At 64.7% G+C, this 24454-nt stretch carries 17 protein-coding genes and 1 pseudogene; 14 read left to right on the top strand and 4 right to left on the bottom strand.

Annotated features, from left to right (window positions below; all coding sequences use genetic code 11):
• Window positions 1-7: 7 nt before the first annotated feature.
• The 4 genes from ACM0M4_RS18210 to ACM0M4_RS18195 form a co-directional block, all read right to left on the bottom strand.
• Window positions 8-4843, bottom strand: a complete 4836-nt coding sequence (locus ACM0M4_RS18210; RefSeq protein ID WP_434323469.1) for an RHS repeat-associated core domain-containing protein — start codon at window positions 4841-4843, stop codon at window positions 8-10.
• Window positions 4840-5580, bottom strand: coding sequence for a DUF4123 domain-containing protein (locus tag ACM0M4_RS18205; RefSeq protein ID WP_022580605.1), 741 nt, complete (start codon window positions 5578-5580; stop codon window positions 4840-4842). Before ACM0M4_RS18205 ends, ACM0M4_RS18210 begins: the two co-directional genes overlap by 4 nt.
• Entirely contained in the window at window positions 5570-7612 is a 2043-nt protein-coding gene (gene tssI / locus ACM0M4_RS18200; protein WP_115288820.1) for a type VI secretion system tip protein VgrG, read from the bottom strand. Before tssI ends, ACM0M4_RS18205 begins: the two co-directional genes overlap by 11 nt.
• Window positions 7613-7811: 199 nt before the next feature.
• Window positions 7812-8330: an Hcp family type VI secretion system effector gene (locus ACM0M4_RS18195; protein ID WP_003083317.1), complete on the bottom strand. Its 519-nt coding sequence runs from the start codon at window positions 8328-8330 to the stop codon at window positions 7812-7814.
• A 697-nt stretch (window positions 8331-9027) separates the two neighbouring features.
• Here ACM0M4_RS18195 and tssA point away from each other — a divergent pair.
• The 14 genes and pseudogenes from tssA (at window position 9028) to icmH (ending at window position 24453) form a co-directional block, all read left to right on the top strand.
• Window positions 9028-10584, top strand: a complete 1557-nt coding sequence (gene tssA, locus ACM0M4_RS18190) for a type VI secretion system protein TssA (protein ID WP_003097814.1) — start codon at window positions 9028-9030, stop codon at window positions 10582-10584.
• Window positions 10585-10619: 35 nt separating this feature from the next.
• Window positions 10620-11126, top strand: a complete 507-nt coding sequence (gene tssB, locus ACM0M4_RS18185) for a type VI secretion system contractile sheath small subunit (protein WP_054375962.1) — start codon at window positions 10620-10622, stop codon at window positions 11124-11126.
• Between the two features lie 27 nt (window positions 11127-11153).
• On the top strand, window positions 11154-12629 hold the full coding sequence (tssC, locus tag ACM0M4_RS18180; protein WP_003087596.1) for a type VI secretion system contractile sheath large subunit: 1476 nt from the start codon (window positions 11154-11156) through the stop codon (window positions 12627-12629).
• Window positions 12630-12641: 12 nt separating this feature from the next.
• A complete protein-coding gene (tssE, locus tag ACM0M4_RS18175) occupies window positions 12642-13049 on the top strand; it encodes a type VI secretion system baseplate subunit TssE (protein WP_003097809.1) in 408 nt (135 codons plus the stop codon).
• A 10-nt stretch (window positions 13050-13059) separates the two neighbouring features.
• Window positions 13060-13221: pseudogene (locus tag ACM0M4_RS18170) on the top strand (PAAR domain-containing protein); the annotation flags it as partial.
• 159 nt (window positions 13222-13380) lie between these two features.
• Window positions 13381-15168 carry a type VI secretion system baseplate subunit TssF gene (gene tssF / locus ACM0M4_RS18165; protein WP_023119620.1) on the top strand — a complete coding sequence of 596 codons (1788 nt, stop codon included), beginning with the start codon at window positions 13381-13383 and terminating at the stop codon, window positions 15166-15168.
• Window positions 15132-16139 carry a type VI secretion system baseplate subunit TssG gene (tssG, locus tag ACM0M4_RS18160; RefSeq protein WP_047688359.1) on the top strand — a complete coding sequence of 336 codons (1008 nt, stop codon included), beginning with the start codon at window positions 15132-15134 and terminating at the stop codon, window positions 16137-16139. The genes tssF and tssG overlap by 37 nt, the downstream gene beginning before the upstream one ends.
• Window positions 16140-16145: 6 nt before the next feature.
• A complete protein-coding gene (gene tssH, locus ACM0M4_RS18155; RefSeq protein ID WP_079741923.1) occupies window positions 16146-18779 on the top strand; it encodes a type VI secretion system ATPase TssH in 2634 nt (877 codons plus the stop codon).
• Window positions 18780-18789: 10 nt separating this feature from the next.
• Window positions 18790-20301, top strand: coding sequence for a sigma-54 interaction domain-containing protein (locus ACM0M4_RS18150; RefSeq protein ID WP_003097799.1), 1512 nt, complete (start codon window positions 18790-18792; stop codon window positions 20299-20301).
• 88 nt (window positions 20302-20389) lie between these two features.
• Window positions 20390-20530 carry a hypothetical protein gene (locus tag ACM0M4_RS18145; RefSeq protein WP_003087614.1) on the top strand — a complete coding sequence of 47 codons (141 nt, stop codon included), beginning with the start codon at window positions 20390-20392 and terminating at the stop codon, window positions 20528-20530.
• Window positions 20531-20547: 17 nt separating this feature from the next.
• The gene (gene tagH / locus ACM0M4_RS18140) at window positions 20548-21741 is read left to right on the top strand and encodes a type VI secretion system-associated FHA domain protein TagH (RefSeq protein WP_054375960.1); all 1194 of its coding nucleotides are present in this window, start codon (window positions 20548-20550) and stop codon (window positions 21739-21741) included.
• Between the two features lie 5 nt (window positions 21742-21746).
• A complete protein-coding gene (tssJ, locus tag ACM0M4_RS18135) occupies window positions 21747-22253 on the top strand; it encodes a type VI secretion system lipoprotein TssJ (RefSeq protein ID WP_003110438.1) in 507 nt (168 codons plus the stop codon).
• On the top strand, window positions 22250-23581 hold the full coding sequence (tssK, locus tag ACM0M4_RS18130) for a type VI secretion system baseplate subunit TssK (RefSeq protein ID WP_003087620.1): 1332 nt from the start codon (window positions 22250-22252) through the stop codon (window positions 23579-23581). The genes tssJ and tssK overlap by 4 nt, the downstream gene beginning before the upstream one ends.
• 2 nt (window positions 23582-23583) lie before the next feature.
• Window positions 23584-24453, top strand: a complete 870-nt coding sequence (gene icmH, locus ACM0M4_RS18125) for a type IVB secretion system protein IcmH/DotU (RefSeq protein WP_221345409.1) — start codon at window positions 23584-23586, stop codon at window positions 24451-24453.
• Window position 24454: the final 1 nt, after the last annotated feature.

Here is a 24454-nt window from a genome sequence, read left to right as displayed (position 1 = left end):
GGTTTCTCTAGTCTATTACTTCGAAGTCTATTAGGTTCTTGTTGAAAATCTCTAGGGCTTTTCCATCCCCAAGGCCAGTGTTGATAACGCCGCCTCCTTCATTTATCGTTGGCTTTTTTAGTGCTTCGAGTTTGAATAGTGCATTGTTCTGTTTCCAGCCCTTTCGGGCGGGAGGGAGATCTGGAAGCAATAGGCCGGTTCCGGAATTTGCAGTTACTCCAATTTTAGACAGCTCATTCATGGTGCCTGGACTGGCTGTAAGTCTTACTAATTTCCCATCATACTCTTGGGAGTAGGATTGTAGCGGGGAGATGAAGGTCTCACTCGTCGGAGGTACTTCAAAGTTGTTCCTCAGTATCTCAAGGTGCTGCTCGCTTAGTGTTCGGTAGTAAATCTCGTTTCCCTGCGCATCCAGCTCTACGATTGGTCCTGCCGGCTTTTTGCTGCCGGATGTGGAGTTAATCCCTTTGCGGGGATTATTGTCTAATGCTTCGGGACAGCGAGTTTTATTTGAGGCCAGCCCCAACGGGTCCACCCACCCCGTCGGATTCGGCACGTACCGGTAGCTGTTCAACCCACCTGCCAGCCTGATCGGATCGGGGGTCAGGTAGCGTCCCGTGCTTGGATTGTAGTAGCGATGGCGGTTGTAGTGCAGCCCGGTCTCGGCGTCGAAATACTGGCCCTGGAAGCGCAGTGGGTTATCCACTTCGGCGATGTCCAGCTTGAGCACATTGCCGTAAGCCCGGTAGCGCGCCGACCAGCAGAGGCGGCCATCGGCGCGGGTCAGTTCCTGCGGGGTACCGAGGTGGTCGAGTTGGTAGTAGCAGGGTTCGACCTGTTCCGGGCCTTCGCCGTCGAGCAGGGCCAGCGGGCGGAAGCTGTCGGGTTCGTAGAGATAGGTGCGGTAGTGCCGGTCGCCGCTCTCGGCGAGCAGGCGTTCGCCGAGCCAGAGGAACTCGGTATTGCGCCCGTCGACCTGCTTGGCGATGCGTCGGCCGAAGGCGTCGTAGCGGTAGACGACCTGGCGCCCGTCCGGCAGGCTGACGCCGATCAGGCGGTGTTGGCAGTCGTAGCTGTATTCGGTGACCAGCTTCTGCCCGGTGCCGCGGCGTTCGCGAACGAGATTGCCGTGGGCGTCGTAGTCGAAATGCCGGTCGCCCTGCGTCAGCAGGCGATTTCCGCGAACCTCCATCTGTCGCGCGTCGAATTGCCCGCCCTGGGCGAGCAGGTTGCCGGCCGGGTCGTGCACGAAGCTTTCCGGGGTTTCACCGCGTACGCCGAGCAGGCGGTCCAGCGGGTCGTAGTGGAAGCTGCGAATGCCCTTGCGGCTGTCCTCGATGGCGGCCAGGTTGCCGCTAGCGTCATAGCGGTACTGGCGCTGGTAGAGATGGCGCTGCCGCTGACTGACCTGGTGGGCCAGCAGGCGGCCCTGCTCATCGTAGTGGTATTGGCTGAGCAGTTCGCCCTGCTGGCGCTGGCGTTCGCGACCGCTACCGAACTGGTGCCGGGTCAGGGACTGGCCGTTGAGATCGATTGCCGAGAGGGTGCCGCCGGTCTGGTAGCGGTAGTCGACGCGGTTGCCGTCGGGCAGTCGGCAGTGGATCAACTGGCCGAGGGCGTCGTAGGCGTAGTGAAGGGTGGCCCAGCCCTGGTGCTCGCGGACCAGGCGGTCCCGTAGGTCGTATTCGTAGGCCAGCGGCCAGGTGCCGTCGTCGACGGCGACCAGGCGTCCGAGCGTATCGTAGCGGTAGTCGACCCGATTGCCGTCGGGCAGTGTCTTCGCCAGCAGGCGCCCGGTACTGTCGCGCTGGTAGGTGGTGCGCAGTTCGCTGCCGTCGTCGCCGTACTCGGTTTTCTCCAGAAGCTGGCCTTTGAGGTCGTAGCGATAGGCGGTGCGGCGGCCGTCGAAGCCGGTTTCCTGGCTGATCAGGCCGTTGCCGTGGTAATCGAGGCGATAGCGTTCGCCGCGTTCGTTCTCGATCTCGCTGAGCAGTAGCCGGGCGTTTTCGTAGCGGTAGCGCAGCTGACTGCCGTCCGGGTTGATCCGCCGGCTGACCAGGTGCAGGTCGTCAAGATATTCGTAGCGGGTCATCCGGCCCTGTTCGTCGCACTCGCTGGTGACCTTGCCGTAAGCGTTGTAGCGGTACATGCGGCTGGCGCCACCGGGCAGGGTGATCTGGCTCAGGCGGCCTGCTGCATCCCATTGGAACCGGGTGATGGCGCCGCTTTCGTCCTGGCGGGTGATCTGTCTACCCAGTGTGTCGTAGCGATAGCGGCGCACGCTACCGTCCGGAAGCTGTTCTTCTATCAACTGGCCGAGCGGATTCCAGGTCAACTGGTGCAGGCTGCCGTCGGCATGGGTGATTTCCACCAGGCAGCCGCGGTGGTCGTAGGCGTAGTGGGTGACGTTGCCTTCGGGATCGGTCTGGCGGGTGATGTCGCCCTGAGCGTTGCGCTCGTACTTCCACTGCGCCTCGCCGCGGCGCACGAAGCCGTCGAAGTAGCTATAGCAGGTTGGCTCGCCTTCGGCCGGGAGCAGTGCCTCCAAGCGTCCGGCCTGGTCGTAGCGGTACTCGGTGATCGTTCCCAACGGATCGCGTTCGGCGACCAGTTGGCCCTTCTCGTCGTAGTGCCTGAGGGTTTCGCCTCCGTCGGGATCGACCTGGCGTACCAGGCGCGCGTTGTCGTCGTGGACATAGACTTCCTCGCTGCCGTCGGCGTTGATCGCGGTAACGCTGCCGTCTTCGTTCCAGACGTAGCGCGAGTCCATCTGCGGGAAGCTGGCCCAGTGATGGACCGCGCGGGCCTGCTTGCCTTCGCCTTCCCATTCCCAGAAGAACGAGGCGCCGCCGGCCAACTGGCGCTCGAGGATGACATTGCGCGCGTCGTAGCGATAGCGTTCGGCCTCGTAGAGTGCGTTTCCGGCTTCGATCAACTGGCCACGTTCGTTGCAGCGGTAGCGGGCGAGTACCTGGGTGGTGTGCCAGCAGGCCTCCAGGTTATCGGCGGGCTGGTACACCTGGTACTCGACGCGCTCGATGTGCCTGCCCTGGTAGCACAGCAGTAGCGCGCGCCCGGCCTTGTGGCTGAGGCGGCGCGGCCGGCCGAGGCGGTCGCGACTCAGTTCCAGGCGGTTGCCGTAGGCGTCGCTGATGGCGATCAGGTAAGCGCCGTCCGGGTCTTTGCGGAAGTGGTAGAAGCGCGGCTTTTCGCCGGCCTGGGCAAGGATCAGTTCGGATGGGTCGCCGCCGAGGTAGATGGCGGCGCGCGACAGTCGGTTGGTGATCGCCGGGCGCTGGGCGTCAGGGATCGGGAAGCGGGTCCGGCGGTTCTCGTGATCGGTCCATACCAACTCGTCGCCGTCGCGATCGAGGCGATGGGAGAGGGCATGGCTCCAGCCGAAGCCCAGACCATTGTCGATTTCCGCCGCGCTGGTGCGGTACAGGCGCGTCCAGGCGAAACGCAGCGGACCGTCTAGCTCGCAGTCGGTCAGGGTCAGCAGCTCCTCGCCGGTGACCATCGAAACGGGACAGTCCTTGACGCAGGTCTGGGCGGCCTGGTCGGCGGGTTTGCCGGCGGGCGTCCTACCGGGTGCGGAGGCATCGGGCGTCGCATGACTGCTGGAGAGCGAGGTGTTCGCGCGCTTTCCTCGGCTCAGCGGCAGGGTGTCGGGCTCGGTGCGGGCGATGCCTTGGGCGGTGCTCTGGATCTGTGCGGTGATCTTGTTGGAGCTGTTGGCCATCACTTCACCGCGGACGGCCAGAGGTTTCAGCTTTTCCGCGTGCAACTGGAGGGAATGCCGACAGCTGGTATCGATCAGCACCTGCATGGCTTTGCGCAGCAGCATCGCACCTTCGGAGGCCTTGATCGCTTTCGAGCCCTTGACGGCCAGGCGAACGGCGAGACCGGCTCCGCCGGTCAGGATGATGCCGAGCAGAATATCGAGGAGCAGGCCGGTGGAGAGTTCCGCGACCATTTCCGCGGCAGTCGTGGGCGGCAGCAACTGGGTCCAGCACACGATGGCGCTGGCATAGATGAACAGAAGCGGTTCGTCGCTGGCGATCAGCAAGGCGGTACCGAGGAGTTCCTTGGCCTGAGCCTTGAGCTTTTCGAAATCCGCTTCGTTGATGAACTCAAGGAGTTTCGCCGCGTGCTCGTCGAGGTTCGCGAGGATGCTGAACAGCTCGACCACATCATCCCAGAGATTGACCAGCGCTTTGCCCATGCCGTCCAGATAGGCGTCGTTTATCTGCTCCATCCGCCTACGGTCGCCAACCGGCGCGAGCCTTTTCCATTCGGCGGAAAGCGGGCCGTTCCATTGCTCCAGAAGCCATTCGTTCAGCTTGGCGATTACGTCGTCGTAGGAGCGGTAGAGCGCGTCGATCTCCTGGATGCTTACCTCTGGGTAGAACTTGACCTGGTACAGCGTATTGGGAGCGCAGCCGCTTATGCTCGCCATCCCATCTGCATCCAGTACGCCCTTGAACTGCGGTGTCCTGCTGCCTATCCGAGTGATTTCGTAAGGCGTGTTGCCGATGGGCACGAAACTGGTCGATTCGAAAGTATGCAGCAGTTTCAGTTGACCGTTGACCGGACATGAGGCGACGTCTTCGAGGATGTTGGCGTCTTTGTCGGCTTTCAGCCTGGTCAACTCGTTGCCGTTCCCATCGGAAAGGGCGATGGTCTGCTGGACGTCGAGTGCCCAGCCCCAGAGCCAACTGTTCGCATATTCCTCATAGCGGTTGAGCACCCCGGAGCTGAATTCGCCGATCAACTGGCTGGCATCCGGCTGCTTCGCGTTCACTCCGCGCAGCATGAACATGGCGTAGAACGACGAGATCATGGGGTCAGGTCCTTTTCCAACTGGTTCAACAACAGGCCGCCGATCTCATCCATGGCGACGGCTTTCGCGATGAGGCGTCTGGCGCGCAATTGCAGGCTTCGCTCGGGATAGGCGAAGTACAGATCTGCGTGGTTCTCGCGCAGCCACTGCAGCAGGTTGTCGATAGCGGTAGTCGGGTCGTCGGCATGCAGCGTGTCGACCAGTGCCCGCGGAACCTCCCACCAGGGGTAGGGACGGGCGGCATGGAGATGGCCCTGGCCGGTTTCGAGTGCTTTGCCATTGATCAGGTAACGGCCGAACATCGGCAGTACTTCGTGCGCTTTCTCGCCGAGGTGGGCGAGTATCGGTAGCAGGTGACGGCCGTCCCAGAAACGGAAGAACACTTCGCTGCCATCCGGCATGCGTACCTGGGTGAGGCTGCGTAGGTGCTCTAGGATTGCGTCTGTCGACCAGGTGGAAACTGCCAGCCAACCCCAGTCGCGAGACTTTTCGCTGGCAGCCCAATCGAGGAATACGCTGCTGGGGGACAGCTTCGCGAGGTAGGGCATCACCGGTTGCCAGTCGGCATATGGCGTACCGTTCCAGAGAGGGAGCGGTAGGGGTGGGCTGTCTTCCCGGTAGTAGGCTTGCAGGGGCGCGGCATCGCTGGCGCTGCCGAAGATCGCGTACAAGCATTCGCCTGCCTGAAGCGGATGTCGGGCCAGCCAGGTTCGCGGGGAGAGGGCGTCAGAGGTCACAGGCACCGTCCTTGCACTTCTCGCACTCTTCGCAGAAGGGCGCGTTGCGCTTCAGGGTATTGATCTGGGCCGGGGTGAGGAGGGCGCCGGCCTTGTCGCTGTCGGCCTGCCGCAGCGGCCCCGGCAACAGCGGCGCCGCGCCGCTGCCGCTGCCCGGGCTGCCGCCGGAGTTGACCCGGACGTTGGCCCCGGAGAGGGTCACGCCGCTGGCGTCGAGCTTGAGGAAGCTGCCGCCGCCCTTGAGGGTCAGTTCGGCGCCGGCCTCCAGTACCACCTTCAGGCCGCTGCTCAGGTGGATCTCCTGGCCGGCCTCGACGAACTGGCCGCTGGCGATCTTCAGGTGCTGGTCGTTGGCTACGGTGAGGTGGTCGCTGGCGCGGATCTCCACCTTGCGCTCGGCGTGGGTGGTGCGGTGTTCCTCGGCCTTGAACTCGCTGTAGCTGTTCGCCTGCACGGTGTCGTGGCGTTGGTGACCGACGCGGATCTTCTGGTCGTGCTCGATGTTTTCGTCCCAGTCGCGCTGGGCATGGACGAATATCTGCTCCTGGCCCTTGCGGTCCTCGATGCGCAGCTCGTTGTAGCCACCGCCGCCAGGGCTGCTGAGGCTCTTGAAGACGCTGCGGGTCTTGTGCCCCGGCAGTTCGTAGGGCACCGGATGTTCCCTGTGAAACAGGCAGCCGGTGACCAGCGGCTGGTCGGGATCGCCTTCGAGGAAGGTCACCAGCACCTCCATGCCGACCCGCGGGATGGCGATGGCACCGTAGTTCCTTCCCGCCCAGCCGGAGGCAACGCGTAACCAGCAACTGCTGCTGTCGTCGGCCTGGCCCTCGCGATCCCAGTGGAATTGCACCTTCACCCGACCGTAGCGGTCGCAATGGATTTCCTCGCCCTTCGGTCCGGTCACCACCGCGCTCTGCGTGCCGAGGATGCGCGGCTTCGGCGGCGTCGGCGGGGGACGAAAGAACGCCTCCCAGGGCGTGGCCTGGAAGCGGTTGCGGTAACCCTGCCGGAAGTCGTCCGGGCTCGCAGAGACGTCGGAGACGATGCTTTCTTCCAGCACCTGCGGCTGCCGCCCCTCGTGAATCACCTCGGTGAGCAGCCAGAGGTCGTTCCAGCCCGCCTGGGGATGGGCGGCCAGCGGCAGGAAGTGGCCGCTGAGCAGCAACGATTGGTCGCTGCGGCCCTCGGCCAGGCGGTAGTCGCTGCGCTGCCGTTCGAGGGCACGCCTGGCCAGGTGCTTGCCGCGCTCGCGGTCGACGAAGCGACCGGGATAGTCGTAGTCCTCGAGGTCCGGCCGGGCTTCGCCGCGGGCGGCGCTTTCCAGCGTCAGGCGCGGTTTCTCGAAGTCGTAGTCGCGGCGGGTGACGCGGCTGGTGCGGGTTTCCAGGCGTACGCCGAAGCGCTTGACCGCCGGCCGGTCGGCGACCAGGCCGGAGTCCTGCTGGTAGGCCACCGGCGCGAGCCGCGGGAACACCGTCTGGTCGTCGCCGAACACCAGCAGGTGCGCCGTGGCGCTGTGCTGGAAATGAAAATGGATGCCCTCCTCGCAGCACAGGCGCTGGACGAACTGCAGGTCGCTCTCGTCGTACTGCACGCAGTATTCGCGCTCGGGGTAGCGGGTGCCGAGCTGGAAGCGGTAGGCGTCGGCGAGGATGCCGTGTTCCTCCAGCACCCGGCCGACGATCTGCGGCACCGTGAGGTGCTGGAAGATGCGCTGGTTGGTGCGCTGGGCGAGGTAGGCCAGTTGCGGGACGAGGGTGATGCGGTAGCGGGTCAAGCGCTTGCCCGAGTCGCCCTGTCCGGCGCTGCGCACCAGGCCGTGGATACCGTTGCCGGCGGGCCCGAGGGTAAGGAAGGCGGGTTTGTGCAGCAGGCTTTCGAGGTCCGGCACGGGGCGTTCGCCGACCAGCTCCAGGTCGAAGGCGAACGGCTGGCTGATGGCTTCGCGGCCGCTGAAGGAGAGCACCTGCAGGTCGATGGCGAGGCCGTCGATGGCGAGGCTGAAGTGGGTCTGGTTGGCTGCTGCGAACATCCGTTGTCCCTCACTGGCGCAGGCGACCGATTCGATTGTCCTGCCTGGCGCGGGCGAGACAAGGGCGCGCAGGCTCGATCGGAAGCTGCCTACAACAAACAAAGCGGCATCGACCCGGCGCGGGCTTTCCTGACCACGGCGCTATGGGTCATCGAGGGCACGACGGCCAGCAAGGCTGGCCCCGTGCGGCGGTCGCGGCTCAGCCGGCGACCGGGGAGCGCCAGTCGTCGGAGCCGGAGGTGCCGGAGACTTCGTGGGTCCAGGTGATCTTGCGGTAGGTGAAGTGCACGTCTTCCAGGTGGGTGAAGTGGGCGTTGCCCGGGTCCTGGCAGTTGTGCATGTAGTCCTTGATGTCGACGATGATCGCGTCTTCCAGGACGGTGGTGTAGTAGTGCTCCTGGGTGCCGGCGGCGGAGGTGCGGTACCACTGGATCTCGACCTTGGTCAGGCGCTCGCCGGAGGTCAGGGCGGCCAGCAGCAGCGGCGAGGCCTTGTCGAAGACCTTGGTGATGACCACCGGCTTGTGCACGCGCTGGCCGGTCGGCTGGCCGGACTGCGGGTCGCGCGGGATGATCACTTCGTGGTTGAAGCCCTGGACCATCACCTGGTCCTCGTGGCCTTCCTGGTAGGTGTTGCCGACCGAGTCCTCGGTGAAGGCGCCGGCGGTGATCAGGCCCTGCTTGGTGCCGGTGATGGACATATAGGCGGGGGTTGCCATGGATGCTCTCCTTGCGTGAGTAGGAAATCCCGCGGGTTGGACCACCCCTCGGGCAACTTCACCTAACAATTCTCATGCCAGTGTTTTAACTATCCTTATAAATCAAACGCATCCGACGGATAATTGTTATCCATGTCTCGTTTTGAATGAAAAATAACAAGTGAATTGAGCAAGAAGTTGCGCAGTGCTGTGCAACTTTTTGCGCAGTAGTGTCCAGGCCAGTATTTTCAAGGGCTGTGGGCTGTTATTGGGGATGTTTCTTGGTTTTCATTGTGCAACTTCTTGCACAATCGCTATTACGCTCTAAATCAGCTGTTGGTCCGCTTGGAAGGCCTATGTTTCGAGGCTCTCCAGAGGAATCCACTGTTGCCTGCCTTATTTTTTATAAATTTTTAACTACCTGTTTTGGTAGGGTTTTCCAAATGGCCATCAATGTCGTTATGATGGCTATAGCCAAGCCGTAAAGGGCATGGACGCAGACGCCTGACGTTTGGCTGAAAATCTTTCATTGATTCGTATCAATGAATAGGAAAATTCCCAAAGAGGGAATGTCCTGTTGCTTGCCAGTTTTTATGTTGTTTTCATGGAAAAGGCAAAGAGCTTTTCAGGCTATTGGGATTTTCGTTCGGTTTTTATGCCAACTAGTTGAATTGTTAAGATATTCATTGGCGCACATGGTGTGCATTGAAGGGTTAGGATGACCTATTCGAGCAAGCTCTCCTCGCATTATCTGGAACTCGCGGAACAGCCGATTTCAAAGGATGTCTTTGCGGGTGAGGATGTGCGTTTTTCCAGCGAATACGAGGCGCTGGAAAATGAGCTGGGCAAGGCGCTCTCGCTCCATGAGAACGGCCAGACTGACTGGTTGAAAATCCTGGAAAACAGCGAAGCGCTGCTTCGTGCCCAATCCAAGGACCTGCGTGTTGCAGCCTGGTTGACCTGGGCCCTCTACCAACGGGAATCCTTTCCCGGTTTGCTGGCCGGACTGGGATTGCTGGAACGTCTGTGCAGCCGGCATTGGGTCGAGATCCATCCGCTCAAGGCGCGCACTCGCGCCGCGGCCATTGCCTGGCTGGTGCCCCGGCTGGAGCAGGCGCTGAACGAGAACGTACCGATCAAGGAGCAACTCCCCCTGTTCCGGCGTCTCGCCGAGCACCTGGAAAAACTCGATACCGCGCTGACCGCGCAACTGGGCGACGACGCGCCCTTGTTGCTGCCGATCAGTCGACGCCTTTCGGGCATGCTCCAGCGCGCCGCCGACAACCAGCCCGAACCTGGCGTGGTCGGCGCCGTGGTGGCCCAGGTCAAGCAGGCGGCCAGCCAGTTGCTGGCGCCTGGTGCGCCCATCGACAACGAGCGCGACGCCCACAAGGCCATGCGCGCCCAGCAGGAGGCTGCACGCCCCCTGTGCGCCTGGTGGCTGAAGCAGAAAGCCACCGATCTGCGCGCGCTGCGCCTCAACCGGACGATGCTCTGGCTGCCCATCGAGTCCATGCCCGAGCGCAATGCCGAACAGGTCACCGCGCTAAGGGGAGTGCCGGCGGACAAGCTGAAAAGCTACCAGGAGCGTTTCGCCCAGGGCCTGTACGCCGATCTCCTGGTGGAGCTGGAGGCGAGCCTGGCACGGGCGCCGTTCTGGTTCGACGGCCAGCGCCTGGTCTGGGAGTGCCTGCAAGGGCTCAACGCCGAGCAGGCGATGCGGGAAGTCGAAATGCATTTCGCCTTGCTCCTGCAGCGTCTGCCGGGGCTGGTGGAGCTGCGTTTCCACGACGGCAGCGCATTCGCCGATGCGGCCACCCGCGGCTGGATCAGCGCCCATGTCATGCCCCATCTCCAGAACGACAGTGCGCCGCGCAAGGTCGAGACCGTGGCCCTGCAGGCCGAATGGGACGTCGCCCTGGACGAGGTCCAGCCGGTGTTGCGCAAGGACGGCCTGAAGGCGGCGGTACAGGTGTTGAAGCAGGGCATGAAGCGCGCCCACGGCGGGCGCGCCCGGTTCTTCTGGCAACTGAGCCTCGCGCGACTGTGCTTCCTGGCGAAGAAGTACGAGCTGGCCAAGACCCAGCTGGAGAGCCTCGACCATCAGTTGCACGAATCGGGATTGCACGCCTGGGAGCCCGATCTGGCGCTGGATGTACTGCACCTGCTGCATAGCTGCTGCGAGCTGTTGCCGCAGAACCACGCCGTGCGAGAACGCAAGGAAGACATTTATCGCAGGCTGTGCCACCTCGATCTCGAGGTGGTGCTCGAATAGGGCTTCGCGCCCTCAATTCTCAAGGAGAAAAAGCCATGGCCAAAGAAGGCTCGGTAGCCCCAAAGGAACGCATCAACGTCACCTTCAAGCCCGCCACTGGCGGTGCCCAGGAAGAAATCGAACTGCCGTTGAAGCTACTGGCGATCGGCGATTACACCCAGCGCGCGGATGAGCGCAAGGTGGAGGACCGCAAGCCGATCGGCATCGACAAGATGACCTTCGACGAGGTCCTGGCCAAGCAGGAGCTGGGGCTGACGCTGAGCGTACCCAATCGTCTCCAGGAGGAGGGCGGCAGCGACGAGCTGGCGGTGGCGCTGCAGATCAACTCGATGAAGGACTTCAACCCGGCCAGCATCGTCGAGCAGGTGCCCGAGCTGAAGAAGCTGATGGAGTTGCGCGATGCGCTGGTGGCCCTCAAGGGCCCGCTGGGCAACGCCCCGGCGTTCCGCAAGGCCATCGAAAGCGTACTCGCCGACGACGAGTCCCGTAGCCGTGTGCTGGGCGAGCTGGGGCTGAGCGCCGCCCCCTCCCAGGACGCCTGAGCCACCCCTAGCCAAGGAAGCAGATACATGAGCACCAGTGCCGCACAGCAAGGCCGGAACCAGAACGGCGAATACAACATTCTCGACAGCATCATCGCCGAGACCCGCCTGAGCCCGGACGACGAGGCCTACGACATCGCCAAGCGCGGCGTCTCCGCTTTCATCGAGGAATTGCTCAAGCCGCAGAACGACGGCGAGCCGGTGAAGAAGGCGATGGTCGACCGGATGATCGCCGAGATCGATGCCAAGCTCAGCACGCAGATGGACGAGATCCTCCATCATCCCGATTTCCAGGCGCTGGAGTCGGCCTGGCGCGGCCTGCAACTGCTGGTCGACCGCACCAACTTCCGCGAGAACATCAAGATCGAGATTCTCAGCGTTTCCAAGCAGGACCTGCTGGACGATTTCGAGGACTCGCCCGAGGTGATGCAGTCCGGCCTGTACAAGCACATCTACACCGCCGAATACGGCCAGTTCGGTGGCCAGCCGGTCGGCGCCATCATCGCCAACTACTACATGTCGCCCAGTTCGCCCGACGTCAAGCTGATGCAATACGTCTCCAGCGTGGCCTGCATGGCCCATGCGCCGTTCGTGGCGGCCGCCGGTCCGAAGTTCTTCGGCCTGGAAAGCTTCACCGGCCTGCCGGACCTGAAGGACCTGAAGGATCATTTCGAAGGCCCGCAGTTCGCCAAGTGGCAGAGCTTCCGCCAGTCCGAGGATTCCCGCTACGTGGCGCTGACCGTACCGCGCTTCCTGCTGCGCACGCCCTACGATCCGGAAGAGAATCCGGTCAAGTCGTTCGCCTACAAGGAGACCGTGGCCAACAGCCACGAGCATTACCTGTGGGGCAACACCGCCTATGCCTTCGGCACCAAGCTGACCGACAGCTTCGCCAAGTATCGCTGGTGCCCGAACATCATCGGGCCGCAGAGCGGCGGTGCGGTGGAGGACCTGCCTTTGCACCACTTCGAGAGCATGGGCGAGATCGAGACCAAGATCCCCACCGAGGTGCTGGTGTCCGATCGCCGCGAGTACGAACTGGCCGAGGAAGGCTTCATTTCCCTGACCATGCGCAAGGGCAGCGACAACGCCGCGTTCTTCTCCGCCAGCTCGGTGCAGAAGCCGAAGTTCTTCGGCATCAGCGCCGAAGGCAAGGCCGCGGAGCTGAACTACAAGCTCGGCACCCAGTTGCCGTACATGATGATCGTCAACCGCCTGGCCCATTACCTGAAGGTCCTGCAACGCGAACAGCTGGGGTCGTGGAAGGAGCGTACCGACCTCGAGCTGGAGCTGAACAAGTGGATCCGCCAGTACGTCGCCGACCAGGAAAACCCCAGCGCCGAAGTGCGCGGCCGTCGCCCGCTGCGCGCTGCACAGATCATCGTCAGTGACGTCGAGGGCGAGCCGGGCTGGTACCGCGTCAGCCTGAACGTGCGCCCGCACTTCAAGTACATGGGGGCGGACTTCACCCTGTCGCTGGTCGGCAAGCTGGACAAAGAGTAAGCGGAGCTTTCCATGACCGGATACGGCAGCCTGTTCGAGCGCCTGAACGGCGACGCGGATAAGCGCGTCGGCTGGAGCCGCGAGGTTTCCGCCATGGCGTCGGTGGCTGCCCATCTGGGCAAGATGCTCAGCACCCGGGCGGGCAGCGTGCAGACGCTGTCCGACTACGGGTTGCCCGATCTCAACGACATGCGCCTGAGCCTGCACGACTCCCTGAGCCAGGCCCGCTCGGCCATCGAAGGTTTCATCGAGGCTTACGAACCGCGCTTGAGCGACGTGCGTGTCGTTTCCCTGCCGCGCGACAACGACCAGCTCCGCCTGGCCTTCAGCATCGAAGGGTTGCTGGAGGTGGAAGGTTTCAAGCGCCAGGTGAGTTTTTCCGCATGCCTGGATGGCAGCGGCCAGGTGAAGGTCAGCTAAGGAGGTTTCGATGTCCGGCAAACCCGCAGCCCGCGTTTCCGATCCCACCGCTTGTCCGCTCCCCGGGCACGGCAGCAATCCAATCGTCGTCGGTTCCGCCGACGTGTTCTTCGACGGCCTCGCGGCGGCCCGCCAGGGTGACGCCTCGGCCTGGCGCGCTTCGATGCCTGGTTCGTCCATGAGGTCTTCTGAGATGGGCGCGAATCGGGTCGATTACGGAAAGACAACGGACACCGTGGGTTTCCGATCTTCAGGCCAGAAATGTCATTGCGGTTTTGGCGGCAGCGGTCAGACGACTGCCATCAGTGAAACGATATCCAGCAGGTAGGCCGTGTCCTTCAATCATTACTACCAGAGCGAACTCACCGCACTGCGCCAGCTGGGGCGCCGTTTCGCCGAGCGTAGCCCGGCCCTGGCCCCGTTTCTCGGGCAGGTCGGACGCGATCCGGATGTCGAGCGCCTGCTCGAGGGCTTTGCCTTCCTGACCGGGCGGTTGCGGCAGAAGCTGGACGACGAGTTGCCGGAACTCAGCCACTCGATGATGCACCTGCTGTGGCCGAACTATATGCGCCCGCTGCCGGCTTTCAGCATTCTCCAGTTCGACCCCCTGACCCGCCCGGGCGGGGCGCTGCGCGTGGAGCGCGATACGCCGGTCGAGAGCCGGCCGGTGGGCGAGGTCGCCTGTCGCTTCCGTACCTGCTACGCCACCGAGGTCCTGCCGCTGGTGCTGGAGGCGCTCAACTATTCGGTGACCGGCGAAGGCGCGCTGCTCGGCCTGCGCCTGGCGATGAACTGCGACGGGCACCTCGGCGAGCTGGGCCTGAGTCGGCTGCGCCTGCACCTGGCCGGCGAGCGCTACATCAGCCAGATGCTCTACCTGTGCCTGCTGCGCAACCTGGAGAGCATCCAGCTGATTCCGCTGGACGCCCATGGGCGGCCGCTGGATGGCGTGGCCGGCAAGCCGATGTCGTTCCGCCTGACGGGCGAGCGGGTGCAGCCGGTGGGTTTCGCCGAAGACGAGGCGTTGATTCCCTATCCGCTGAATACCTTCCGTGGCTATCGCTACCTGCAGGAGTACTTCGCGTTCCAGGACAAGTTCCTGTTCGTCGACGTGGATGGCCTGGACCTGCTCGGCGCGCTGCCCGAGGAAACCCTCAAGCAGGTCCGCGGCCTCGAGTTGCGCTTCGATATCCGCAAGAGCGGCATCCAGCGCCTGCACCCGACGCTGGAGAACGTCAAGCTGTACTGTACGCCGGTGGCCAACCTGTTCCGCCACGATGCGCTGCCGATCCGCCTAGACGGCAAGCAGGACGAATACCTGCTGATGCCGGCCGAATACAGCCTGGAGGACTGCGGGGTGTTCTCGGTAGAGGGCGTCACCGGCTGGCGGCCGGGTGGGCTCGGCTACCAGGCCTACGTGCCGTTCGAGTCCTTCGAGCACGATCCCAGCTTCGACGTTCCCGAAGCACGGCCCCACTACAGCGTCCGGCAACGTACCTCGTTGCTGCACGATGGCCTGGACACCTACCTGAGCTTCGGCATCCGCCATCCCGAGCAGATCGAGACGCTGTCGGTGGAACTGACCTGCACCAACCAGAACCTGCCCCAACGGCTGCGCCTGGGCGATATCTGCGTCGCCTGCGAAGGCACGCCGGAGTTCCTCGGTTTCCGCAATATCACCCCGGCGACGCCGAGCTACGCGCCGCCGCTGAACCGCGATTTCCTCTGGAAACTGATCAGCAACATGTCGCTCAACTACCTGTCGCTGGCCAACGTCGACGCGCTCAAGGTGATCCTCGAAACCTACGACCTGCCGCGCTACTACGACCAGCATGCGGCGAAGGTCAGCAAGCGCCTGCTGGGCGGGCTCAAGTCGGTCCGCCACGAGCATGTCGACCGCCTGCATCGGGGCCTGCCGCTGCGCGGCTTGCGTACCGAGCTGGCGATCGATCCGGAAGGCTACATCGGCGAGGGCGACCTGTTCGTGTTCGCTTCGGTTCTGAACGAATTTTTCGCGCTTTACGCCAGCATCAACTCCTACCACGAGTTGCGGGTGAGGAGCACACAGGGAGACGTGTACCAATGGAAACCGCGCATGGGTTTGCAGCCCCTGCTGTAAGCGCGCTGGCCCTGGGCATTCGCGAGTACTCGCTGTTCCAGGCGGTCCTGCTGGTCATGGATCGCCTGCGCCAGGAACATCCCGGCCTGGGAGACGAGGCGCTCTACGATCAGTTGGAATTCCAGGCCAATCCTAGCCTCGGCTTCCCGGGCAGCGATGTCGATCGGGTGGAGTTCTTCGAAGAGCGCGGCATGCTGCGGGCGCGGCTGCGTTTCAACCTGATCGGCTTGTTCGGTGCCAGTTCGCCGTTGCCGGCGTTCTACAGCGAGCAGGCCCTGGGCGACAGCGAGGAGGGCAATCCTACGCGGAACTTCCTCGATCTCTTCCATCACCGCCTGCATCGGCTGCTGTTGCCGATCTGGCGCAAGTACCGTTACCGGGTGAGCTTCCAGAGCGGTGCGAGCGATGCGTTCTCCGCTCAGTTGTTCGCCCTCGTCGGATTGGGCGGGGAAGAGATCCGCAAGGCCAGGGAACTGAACTGGAAACGCCTGCTGCCCTACCTGGGCCTGCTCAGCCTGCGGGCGCACTCGGCGGCCTTGATCGAGTCGGTGCTGCGCTACTACTTCAAGCATGCCGAACTGGTCGCCGAGCAGTGTATCGAACGGCGCGTCGCGATCCTCGAAGAGCAGCGCAACCGGCTCGGCCTGTTCAACAGCCAGCTTGGCGAAGACGCGGTGCTGGGCGAACGGGTCCGCGACCGCAGCGGCAAGTTCCGCATTCATATCCGCCAGCTCGACTGGCAGCGCTTCCACGAGTTCCTGCCGATCGGTCCCGGCTACCAGCCGCTTTGCGCGCTGGTTCGCTTCACCCTGCGCGACCCGCTCGACTACGACATCCGGCTGGTCTTGCGCCACGAGGAAATCCGTGAGTTCCGCATCGGCGCGCAGAACGCCTGCCGCCTTGGCTGGACCAGCTGGCTGGGCCGGGAGCGCGCGGATGGCGTGGTGACGCTGGGCAGCAAGATTCATTAAGGATGGATGAGCATGATCAACGTAGACCTGCAACAACTGATTCAGGCGCTGGATGCCGACACCCGGCGCGACCTCGAAGGCTCGGCCGAGCGCTGCGTAGCCCGTGGCGGCAGCAAGGTACTGGTGGAGGACCTGTTGCTGGGCCTGCTGGAGCGTCCCCAGGGACTGCTGGCGCGCGCCCTGCAGGATGCCGCGGTGGACGCCGGCGAACTCAACGCCGCGTTGCAAGCGCGGGGCGAGCATAGTGCCTCGCGCAATCCGGTGTTCGCGCCCGAGCTGGTGCAGTGGCTGCAGGATGCGCTGTTGCTGGCCAACCTCGAACTGGGCCGTAGCCAGATCGACCAGGCGGCATTGATCCTGGCCCTGCTACGCAACCCGTTGCGCTATGCCGGCAGCCGCTACCAGCCGCTGCTGGCGCGGCTCGACATCGAGCGGTTGAAGGATTTCGCGCTCTCGCAGCCGCTGGAGGGCGCGCCCAGCGGCAAGCCGGGCGGCGGCGAGTCCCTGTTGCAGCGTTTCACCCACAACCTTACCCAGCAGGCGCGCGACGGCAAGCTCGATCCGGTGCTCTGTCGCGACGGGGCTATTCGCCAGATGGTCGACATCCTGGCCCGTCGGCGGAAAAACAACCCCATCGTGGTCGGCGAGGCCGGCGTCGGCAAGACCGCCATCGTCGAAGGCCTGGCCTCGCGGATCGCCGCAGGGGAAGTGCCGCCGGCGCTGAGGGACGTCGAGCTGTTGTCCCTCGACATGGGCCTGTTGCAGGCCGGTGCCAGCGTGAAGGGCGAGTTCGAGCGGCGCCTGAAAGGCGTCATCGACGAAGTGAAGGCAGCGCTCAGGCCGACCATCCTGTTCATCGACGAGGCCCATACGCTGATCGGCGCGGGCGGTCAGGCCGGCGGCTCGGATGCCGCCAACCTGCTCAAGCCGGCCCTGGCACGTGGCGAGTTGCGCACCATCGCGGCGACGACCTGGGCCGAATACAAGAAGTATTTCGAGAAGGACCCGGCGCTGGCCCGGCGCTTCCAGCCCGTGCAGTTGCATGAGCCGAGCGTTGCCGAGGCGGTGACGATCCTGCGTGGCCTGGCCCGGGTTTACGAGGAAAGCCACGGTATCTACCTGCGCGACGACGCGGTGGTGGCCGCCGCCGAACTGTCCGCCCGCTACCTGGCGGGTCGCCAGTTGCCGGACAAGGCCGTCGACGTCCTCGACACCGCCTGTGCGCGGGTACGCATCAGCCTGGCGGCGGCGCCGGAGAGCCTCGAGCGCCTGCGCGGCGAGCTGGCCGAAGGCGAGCGCCAGCGCCAGGCCCTGCGCCGCGATGCCGAGGTAGGCCTGCCGATCGACCACGATGCCCTGCAGGCGCTGGAGGAGCGCCTGGCCCAGGCGGAAAGCGAGCGGCACGTACAGGAGGACCAGTGGAGCCGCCAGCGCGAACTCGCCGAGCGCCTGCTCGCCCTGCGCCAGCAATTGGCCAGGGCCCGCGAGGCGAACCGGGAAGAGCAGGGCGGCGAGGCGGACGCGGAGACTTTCCCGGCCGACGAGCATGGCGGTGTCGAAGCCCTGGAAAAGGCCCTTCACGAAACCCGCCAGGCGCTCGCCGATGCCCAGGCCCAGGGGCGGCTGGTCAGCTTCGAGGTCTGCCCGCGCCTGGTTGCCGAGGTGATCGGCGCCTGGACCGGCGTACCGGTGGAACAACTGGCGCGGGAACACAACGCCAAGGTGATGGGTTTCGCCGACGACCTGCGGGCGCGGATCCGTGGCCAGGAACAGGCGGTCAGTGCCCTGGACCGCGCGATGCGCGCCACCGCGGCCGGGCTGAACAAGCCCGATGCGCCGGTCGGCGTGTTCCTGCTGGTGGGCCCGAGCGGGGTGGGCAAGACCGAGACCGCGCTGGCGCTGGCCGACCTGCTGTATGGCGGCGAGCGTTTCATCACCACCATCAACATGTCCGAGTTCCAGGAGAAGCACACCGTCTCGCGCCTGATCGGCGCGCCGCCCGGCTATGTCGGCTATGGCGAGGGTGGCATGCTCACCGAGGCGGTACGCCAGAAGCCCTATTCGGTGATATTGCTGGACGAGGTGGAGAAGGCCGATCCGGACGTGCTCAACCTGTTCTACCAGATCTTCGACAAGGGCGTGGCCAACGATGGCGAAGGGCGCGAGATCGATTTCCGCAATACCTTGATCCTGATGACCTCCAACCTCGCCAGCGAGCACATCGCCGCGCTTTGCCAGGACGGCGCGCGGCCTTCCGCCGAACTCCTGGAGGAAACCATCCGGCCGGCGCTCAGCCGGCATTTCAAGCCGGCGCTGCTGGCGCGCATGCGCGTGGTGCCTTACTACCCGGTGGGCGGCCCGGTACTGCGCGAGCTGATCGAGATCAAGCTGCAACGCCTCGGCGAGCGCCTGGCGCGCCGTCAACTGGCTTTCGACTACAGCCAGGCGCTGGTGGGCCACCTGGCCGAGCGTTGCACCCAGAGCGACAGCGGCGCACGGTTGATCGACCACCTGCTGGACACGCACCTGCTGCCGCTGGTGGCCGACCGTTTGCTGGAAGCGATGGCGCGCGACGAGCGTCTCGAGCGGGTCCATGCGACGCTGGGCGAGCACGGCCGCGTGCTCTGCGAGTTCGCCTGAGGTGGGTGCGATGTTCAGCCGCGTACCGCAACCCCTGGCCTTCGCCGAAGCCCTGCTCGCTCAGTTCGGCGCGCTGTCGCGGGAAACCGACATCACGGCCCTGCTGGGCGGTTTCGCACGCGCAGTCGGCGAACTCAGCGGCTGCGAGCTGAGCCAGTTGTATCTGCTCGACCAGACCCATACCGCGCTCACCCTCAACGCCGAATGCCGGGACGGCCTGTTGCAGGCGCTGGAGCCGTCGAGCCTGCCGGCGGACTACACCGGCGAGCAGTTGCTGCAGTTCGCCCTGTGCCAGAACCGCGTGGTCAGTCTCGTCGACCTGCCGTCGCGGCTGCACGAGACCGGCTTCCTGCCGGCAGGGGAGCAGCCCTGGCTGTCCCTGCTCTGCGTTCCGCTGGTGAGCCCGGAGAAAACGGTCGAGGGCATGGTGGTCTGCGCTACCCGGCGCCCACTGGACCTGCAGGGATTCGCCCATCCACTGGGCCAGCTGGGCTCGTTCGTGCTGGCCCAGCTGCATCTGCTGCAACGCCTCTCGCAACCCTCCGGCGAGCCGCAGGGACCGTCCAGCGCACCGGTGGTCAGCGGCTACGGGCTGATCGGCAGGAGCGCGGCGATGCGTGAGACCTGCCGCCTGATCAGCAAGGTCCTGCACAACCCCTATACCGTGTTGCTGCAGGGCGAGACCGGCACCGGCAAGGAGGTGGTCGCGCGGGCGATCCACGAGTACGGCCCGCGGCGTGCACAGGCGTTCGTGGTGCAGAACTGCGCGGCGTTTCCGGAAAACCTGCTGGAAAGCGAGCTGTTCGGCTACCGCAAGGGCGCCTTTACCGGTGCCGAGCGCGATCGTCCCGGGTTGTTCGATGCCGCGGATGGCGGAACCCTGCTGCTCGACGAAATCGGCGACATGCCCCTCTCGCTCCAGGCCAAGCTGTTGCGCGTGTTGCAGGAAGGCGAGATTCGCCCGCTCGGCGGCAACGACACGCACAAGGTCGATGTACGCATCATCGCCGCTACCCACCGTGACCTCGCCCTGCTGGTACGCGATGGCAAGTTCCGCGAAGACCTCTACTACCGGCTGGCGCAGTTTCCCATCGAGTTGCCGCCGTTGCGCCAGCGCGAGGGCGACGCCCTCGAACTGGCCCGGCATTTCGCCGAGCGCGCCTGCGTGTTCCTGCGCCGCGCGCCGCTGGGCTGGTCCGCGGAAGCGCTGGAACTGCTCGACGGATATGGCTTTCCCGGCAACGTTCGGGAGCTGAAGGGACTGGTGGAATGCGCGGTACTGCTCTGCGAAGGCGAGGTGCTGCTGGCCGAACACTTTTCCCTGCGCGCGCCCCCGGAAGCGGAGGCGCCGCTCAAGCTGCGCGAGCATCTGGAGCAGATCGAACGGGACCTGCTGCTCGCCTGCCTGCGCAGGAACGCTGGCAACCAGACCCTCGCCGCGCGCGAACTGGGTCTGCCGCGACGAACCCTGATCTATCGCATGGGACGCCTGAACATTCATTTCGGCGATCCCCGGACCTGAAGCCCATGATCGAGATTTCCTTCCAACCAGCCCAGCCGGGCGCGCGCCTGGAGCGCGGCGTCCGCGGCCCTTCCATGGAGACTCCCTGATGCCTGTTCGTCACTGGCCCGCCGTGCTTCTGGCCCTGGCCGTCCTCTGCGGCCTCGCCGGTTGCAGCGGCAACTACAAATTCAACGACGGCGACTATCGCCCGCTTGGCGATCCGCAGGCGGTCAATCGCGGCAAGTGACCGCAAGGAGCGATCTCATGGAACTGGTATTGGAAATGCTCAGCGCCAAGCAATTCGTACCGACGGAGCTATGCAGCAAGACCTTCGGCAGGAACGGCGGCCTCATCGGCCGCGGCGGTGAGTGCGATTGGGCGATTCCCGATCGCAAGCGGCACCTGTCCAAGCAGCATGCGCGGGTCAGCTATCGCAACGGCGCGTTCTACCTGACCGACACCAGCAGCAACGGCATCCGCGCCGGCAACGGCAGCCGCCTGCCGCATGGCGAGCCGCAGCGCATCGAGCAGGACAGCGTCTTCCTGCTCGGCGACTTCGAGATCCGCGCGCGGCTGCTGCGCGAGCCCGACGAGTTCGCCATGGACGTCGGGCGGCCGCAGCCGGCGGGCAGCATCATTCCGGACGATGCCTTCCTGGCCCTCGATCCGTTGCAGGCGCTCGACCAGGACGGTGCAGATGCCTACGAACTCGACGACCTGAGCGCGATCACCCAGCCCAGCCAGGAGGCCGGGGCGCGTGCGGACTACGCGCGGATCGACATGGAAAGCCTGGTCGTACCGGAGCTGGTGCCCGCCCCGGCGGCTCCGCAGGAACCCGTGGAAAGTCCGCCTCCGGAACGCGACGAAGCCTTCTGGCAGCGTTTCGGCCAGGCTCTGGGAATGGACCTCGAAGGCCTCGACGGCGCTGCGCGCGAAGCGCTGGCGATCAACGCCGCCGGTTTGCTGCGGCAGTGCATCGGCGGCTTGCAGCAGAGCCTGCGGACCCGCAGCGAACTGAAGAACGAACTGCGCCTGTCGCTGAGCACGTTGCGCGATACCGGCAAGAATCCCTTGCGCTTCAGCGCCGATGCCGGCGAGGCGCTGGGGCATCTGCTACGGGATGGCAAGCCTGGCCAGTTGAGTGGCGAACAGGCCGTCGCACGCAGTTTCCGCGACCTCCAGGCGCACCAGGTGGCGCTGCTCGGCGCCAGCCGGGCGGCGGTGCGCGCGACCCTCGAGCATTTCTCGCCGCAGCAGCTGACCCTGCGTTTCGAGCGCGACGGCCGCCGGCCGTTGCTGGCCACCTCGGGCAGCCGCTGGCGTGCCTATGGTCGCTACCACCAGTCGCTATGCCAGGACGACGACTGGAGCGAGCGCCTGCTGGCACGTGATTTCGCCCAGGCCTACGAAGAGCAGGTTCGCCTGATTTCCACCCTCTACACCGAGCACCAAGGATGATCGCCATGTCTCGTCGCCCGATTCCGCCAGCCAGGGCGCTGGCCATGCTCGCCGTCCTGGCGCTGCTGGCCGGCTGTTCCACGCTGTCGCCGTATTCCAGACTGACCAAGCTCGACCTCGCCCTGAGCGCCGGCGAGCGGGTCAATCCCGACCTCAATGGCCGGCCGTCGCCGGTGGTAGTGCGGCTGTTCGAGCTGAAGCACCCGGTGGCGTTCGAGAACGCCGACTTCTTCAGCCTCTACGAACGTCCCAAGGAGACCCTGGACCCCGACCTGGTGACCAGCGAGGAGCTGGAGCTGCGGCCCGGCGAGCGGGTCGAACTCAAGCTCAGCGTGGAGGAGGGGAGCCGCTACGTGGGCGTGCTCGCCGCCTACCGCGATCTCGGCGAGGCAAGCTGGCGCTACGTGGTGCCGGTCACGGCGAAAGAGCTGACCCGGGTAGAGCTGAAGCTGGGCCGGAAGGGCATCCTGAATGCCGGCGAACTGCTCGGCAAGGCGGGTGACGCGCGATGAACGTGCACAAGATCGTCTGGCAGGAAGGCATGCTGCTGCGCCCGCAGCATCTGCAACACAACGACCGCTACTACGACAACCAGATGAAGGCCCGGACCCAGTTGCTGGGCAGCTACAACTGGGGCTTCCTCGCCCTGGAGCTGGACCGCCAGTTCCTCAACATGGGCAAGCTGGTGATCAGCCAGGCCTCCGGCGTACTGCCCGACGGCAGCCTGTTCGAACTCGGCGGCAACACCGAGCCGCTCGCCCTCGACGTGCCGCCCAATACCTCGAACGTGCCGATCTACCTGGCCCTGCCGCTGGTCACCGGTAACCACATCGAGGCGCGCCGGCCGGAGCAGGCCGAGGTCCTGGCGCGCTATACCGCCTACGATCTGGAGGTGGCGGACTCCAACGCCGGCGAGGATTCCATGGTGCAGGTCAGCTGCGCGCGGCCGGATTTTCGCCTGCTGCTCGGCGAGCAGCAGAGCGACCAGGCCTACGTCAAACTGAAGGTGGCGGTGGTGCTGGATACCACGCCGGACGGGGTGATCAGCCTCGACCCCGACTTCGTGCCGAGCTACCTCCATGCCCACGCATCCGCCTACCTGCTGTCCTGCCTGAAGGAGGTGATTAGCATGCTCGGCCATCGCGGCGACACCATCGCCGAGCGTATCCGGTCCAATGGCAAGGTCGGCGGCGCGGAGGTCGGCGATTTCATGATGCTGCAACTGATCAATCGCACCGAGTTGCTGCTGCGCCACTACCTGGGATTGGAGCAGGTGCATCCGGAGCAGTTGTACCGGGTGCTGCTGACCATGCTCGGCGACCTCGCCACCTTCGGCAGCGAGAGCAAGCGTCCGCGCCTGGACAGCCGTTACCAGCACAGCGACCAGGGCGCCAGCTTCCGCAGGCTGATGGAGGCGATTCGCCAGGTCCTGTCGATGGTGCTCGAGCAGCATGCCATCGAACTGCCTCTCCAGGCCCGCCAGTACGGCATCCTGGTCTCGCCCCTGCACGACCACAAGCTGCTCGGCAGCGCCTCGTTCGTGCTCGCCGCCAGTGCCAATTGCGAGTCGGAGGAACTGCGCCAGCGCCTGCCCGCGCATCTCAAGGTGGGTGCGGTCGAGCACATTCGCCAGTTGGTCAACCTGCACCTGCCGGGGATCCGGGTCAAGCCGCTGCCGGTGGCGCCGCGGCAGATCCCGTTCCACTCCAACAAGACCTATTTCATTCTCGAACCCAACGCCGAGGATATGACCCAGCTGGAGCGCTCCGGCGGTTTCGCGTTCCACGTATCCGGCGAGTTCTCCGAGCTTGAACTGAAATTCTGGGCCATCAGGAACTGAACATGATCAAGGAAAGGGAATACCACGAGGACGAGAAGACCGTCCTCCTCGATCACCAGGGACAGGTACCGGCCCAGGGGCCGCTGACCGATTTCGCCGAACCGCCGCGCTTCGAGCAGCTCGAGGAGCGGATGATCTACGCGGCACGCCTGCGTCCGGGCGAGGCCTTCAACGTCAGCCTGAACCCGCTGGTGGCGGCGGCTTCCGAACTGCTTTCGGAAGTGGTCCGGCTCAAGCACAGCAGCGTGCTGGAGAACCTTGCGGCGCTCAAGGAGCGGTTGACCTCCGCCATGAAGCTCTTCGAATTCCGCGCCGTGCAGGATGGCGTGGAAAACAGCCAGGTCATGGCGGCGCGCTACGTGCTGTGCACGGTGGTCGACGAGGCGGTGGTGACCACCCCGTGGGGCAACGAAAGCGAATGGTCGAAGATCAGCCTGCTGAGTAGCTTCCATAACGAGACCTTCGGCGGCGAGAAGTTCTTCCAGTTGCTCGACCGGCTGTCGAAGAACCCGGTCAAGCATCTGCCGATGCTGGAGCTGATGTACCTCTGCCTGGCCCTCGGCTTCGAGGGCAAGTACCGGGTGATGGCTCGCGGCGTGCTCGACCTGGACGGTATTTCCGATGCGCTCTACCGGCAGATCCGCCAGTTGCGCGGCGACGTGCCGCGCGAACTGTCGCCGCACTGGCAGGGGCTCAGCGACCAGCGTCGCGGCCTGGTGCGGATCGTGCCCTGGTGGATGGTGGCGCTGTTCACCCTGGTCTGCCTGGTGGTGATGTATTTGGGATTCGCCTGGGTTCTCGGCGAACAACGCGACACGGTGCTGCAGCCTTACCAGTCGCTCGATGCTGCGGCAGGACAGCCCGGTTCGTAAA

The sequence above is a fragment of the Pseudomonas sp. 18-147 genome (assembly GCF_051048045.1).
GTDB lineage: Bacteria > Pseudomonadota > Gammaproteobacteria > Pseudomonadales > Pseudomonadaceae > Pseudomonas > Pseudomonas aeruginosa.
The sequence above is the reverse complement of the archived record's forward strand: the minus strand, read 5'-3'. Positions and strand labels throughout refer to the sequence as shown.

Coding starts and splice junctions, on each gene's coding strand:
- ACM0M4_RS18210 (WP_434323469.1), bottom strand. CDS start 4,843: ATGATCTCGTCGTTCTACGCCATGTTCATGCTGCGCGGAGTGAACGCG.
- tssI (WP_115288820.1), bottom strand. CDS start 7,612: ATGTTCGCAGCAGCCAACCAGACCCACTTCAGCCTCGCCATCGACGGC.
- ACM0M4_RS18195 (WP_003083317.1), bottom strand. CDS start 8,330: ATGGCAACCCCCGCCTATATGTCCATCACCGGCACCAAGCAGGGCCTG.
- tssA (WP_003097814.1), top strand. CDS start 9,028: ATGACCTATTCGAGCAAGCTCTCCTCGCATTATCTGGAACTCGCGGAA.
- tssB (WP_054375962.1), top strand. CDS start 10,620: ATGGCCAAAGAAGGCTCGGTAGCCCCAAAGGAACGCATCAACGTCACC.
- tssC (WP_003087596.1), top strand. CDS start 11,154: ATGAGCACCAGTGCCGCACAGCAAGGCCGGAACCAGAACGGCGAATAC.
- tssE (WP_003097809.1), top strand. CDS start 12,642: ATGACCGGATACGGCAGCCTGTTCGAGCGCCTGAACGGCGACGCGGAT.
- tssG (WP_047688359.1), top strand. CDS start 15,132: ATGGAAACCGCGCATGGGTTTGCAGCCCCTGCTGTAAGCGCGCTGGCC.
- tssH (WP_079741923.1), top strand. CDS start 16,146: ATGAGCATGATCAACGTAGACCTGCAACAACTGATTCAGGCGCTGGAT.
- ACM0M4_RS18150 (WP_003097799.1), top strand. CDS start 18,790: ATGTTCAGCCGCGTACCGCAACCCCTGGCCTTCGCCGAAGCCCTGCTC.
- ACM0M4_RS18145 (WP_003087614.1), top strand. CDS start 20,390: ATGCCTGTTCGTCACTGGCCCGCCGTGCTTCTGGCCCTGGCCGTCCTC.
- tagH (WP_054375960.1), top strand. CDS start 20,548: ATGGAACTGGTATTGGAAATGCTCAGCGCCAAGCAATTCGTACCGACG.
- tssJ (WP_003110438.1), top strand. CDS start 21,747: ATGTCTCGTCGCCCGATTCCGCCAGCCAGGGCGCTGGCCATGCTCGCC.
- tssK (WP_003087620.1), top strand. CDS start 22,250: ATGAACGTGCACAAGATCGTCTGGCAGGAAGGCATGCTGCTGCGCCCG.
- icmH (WP_221345409.1), top strand. CDS start 23,584: ATGATCAAGGAAAGGGAATACCACGAGGACGAGAAGACCGTCCTCCTC.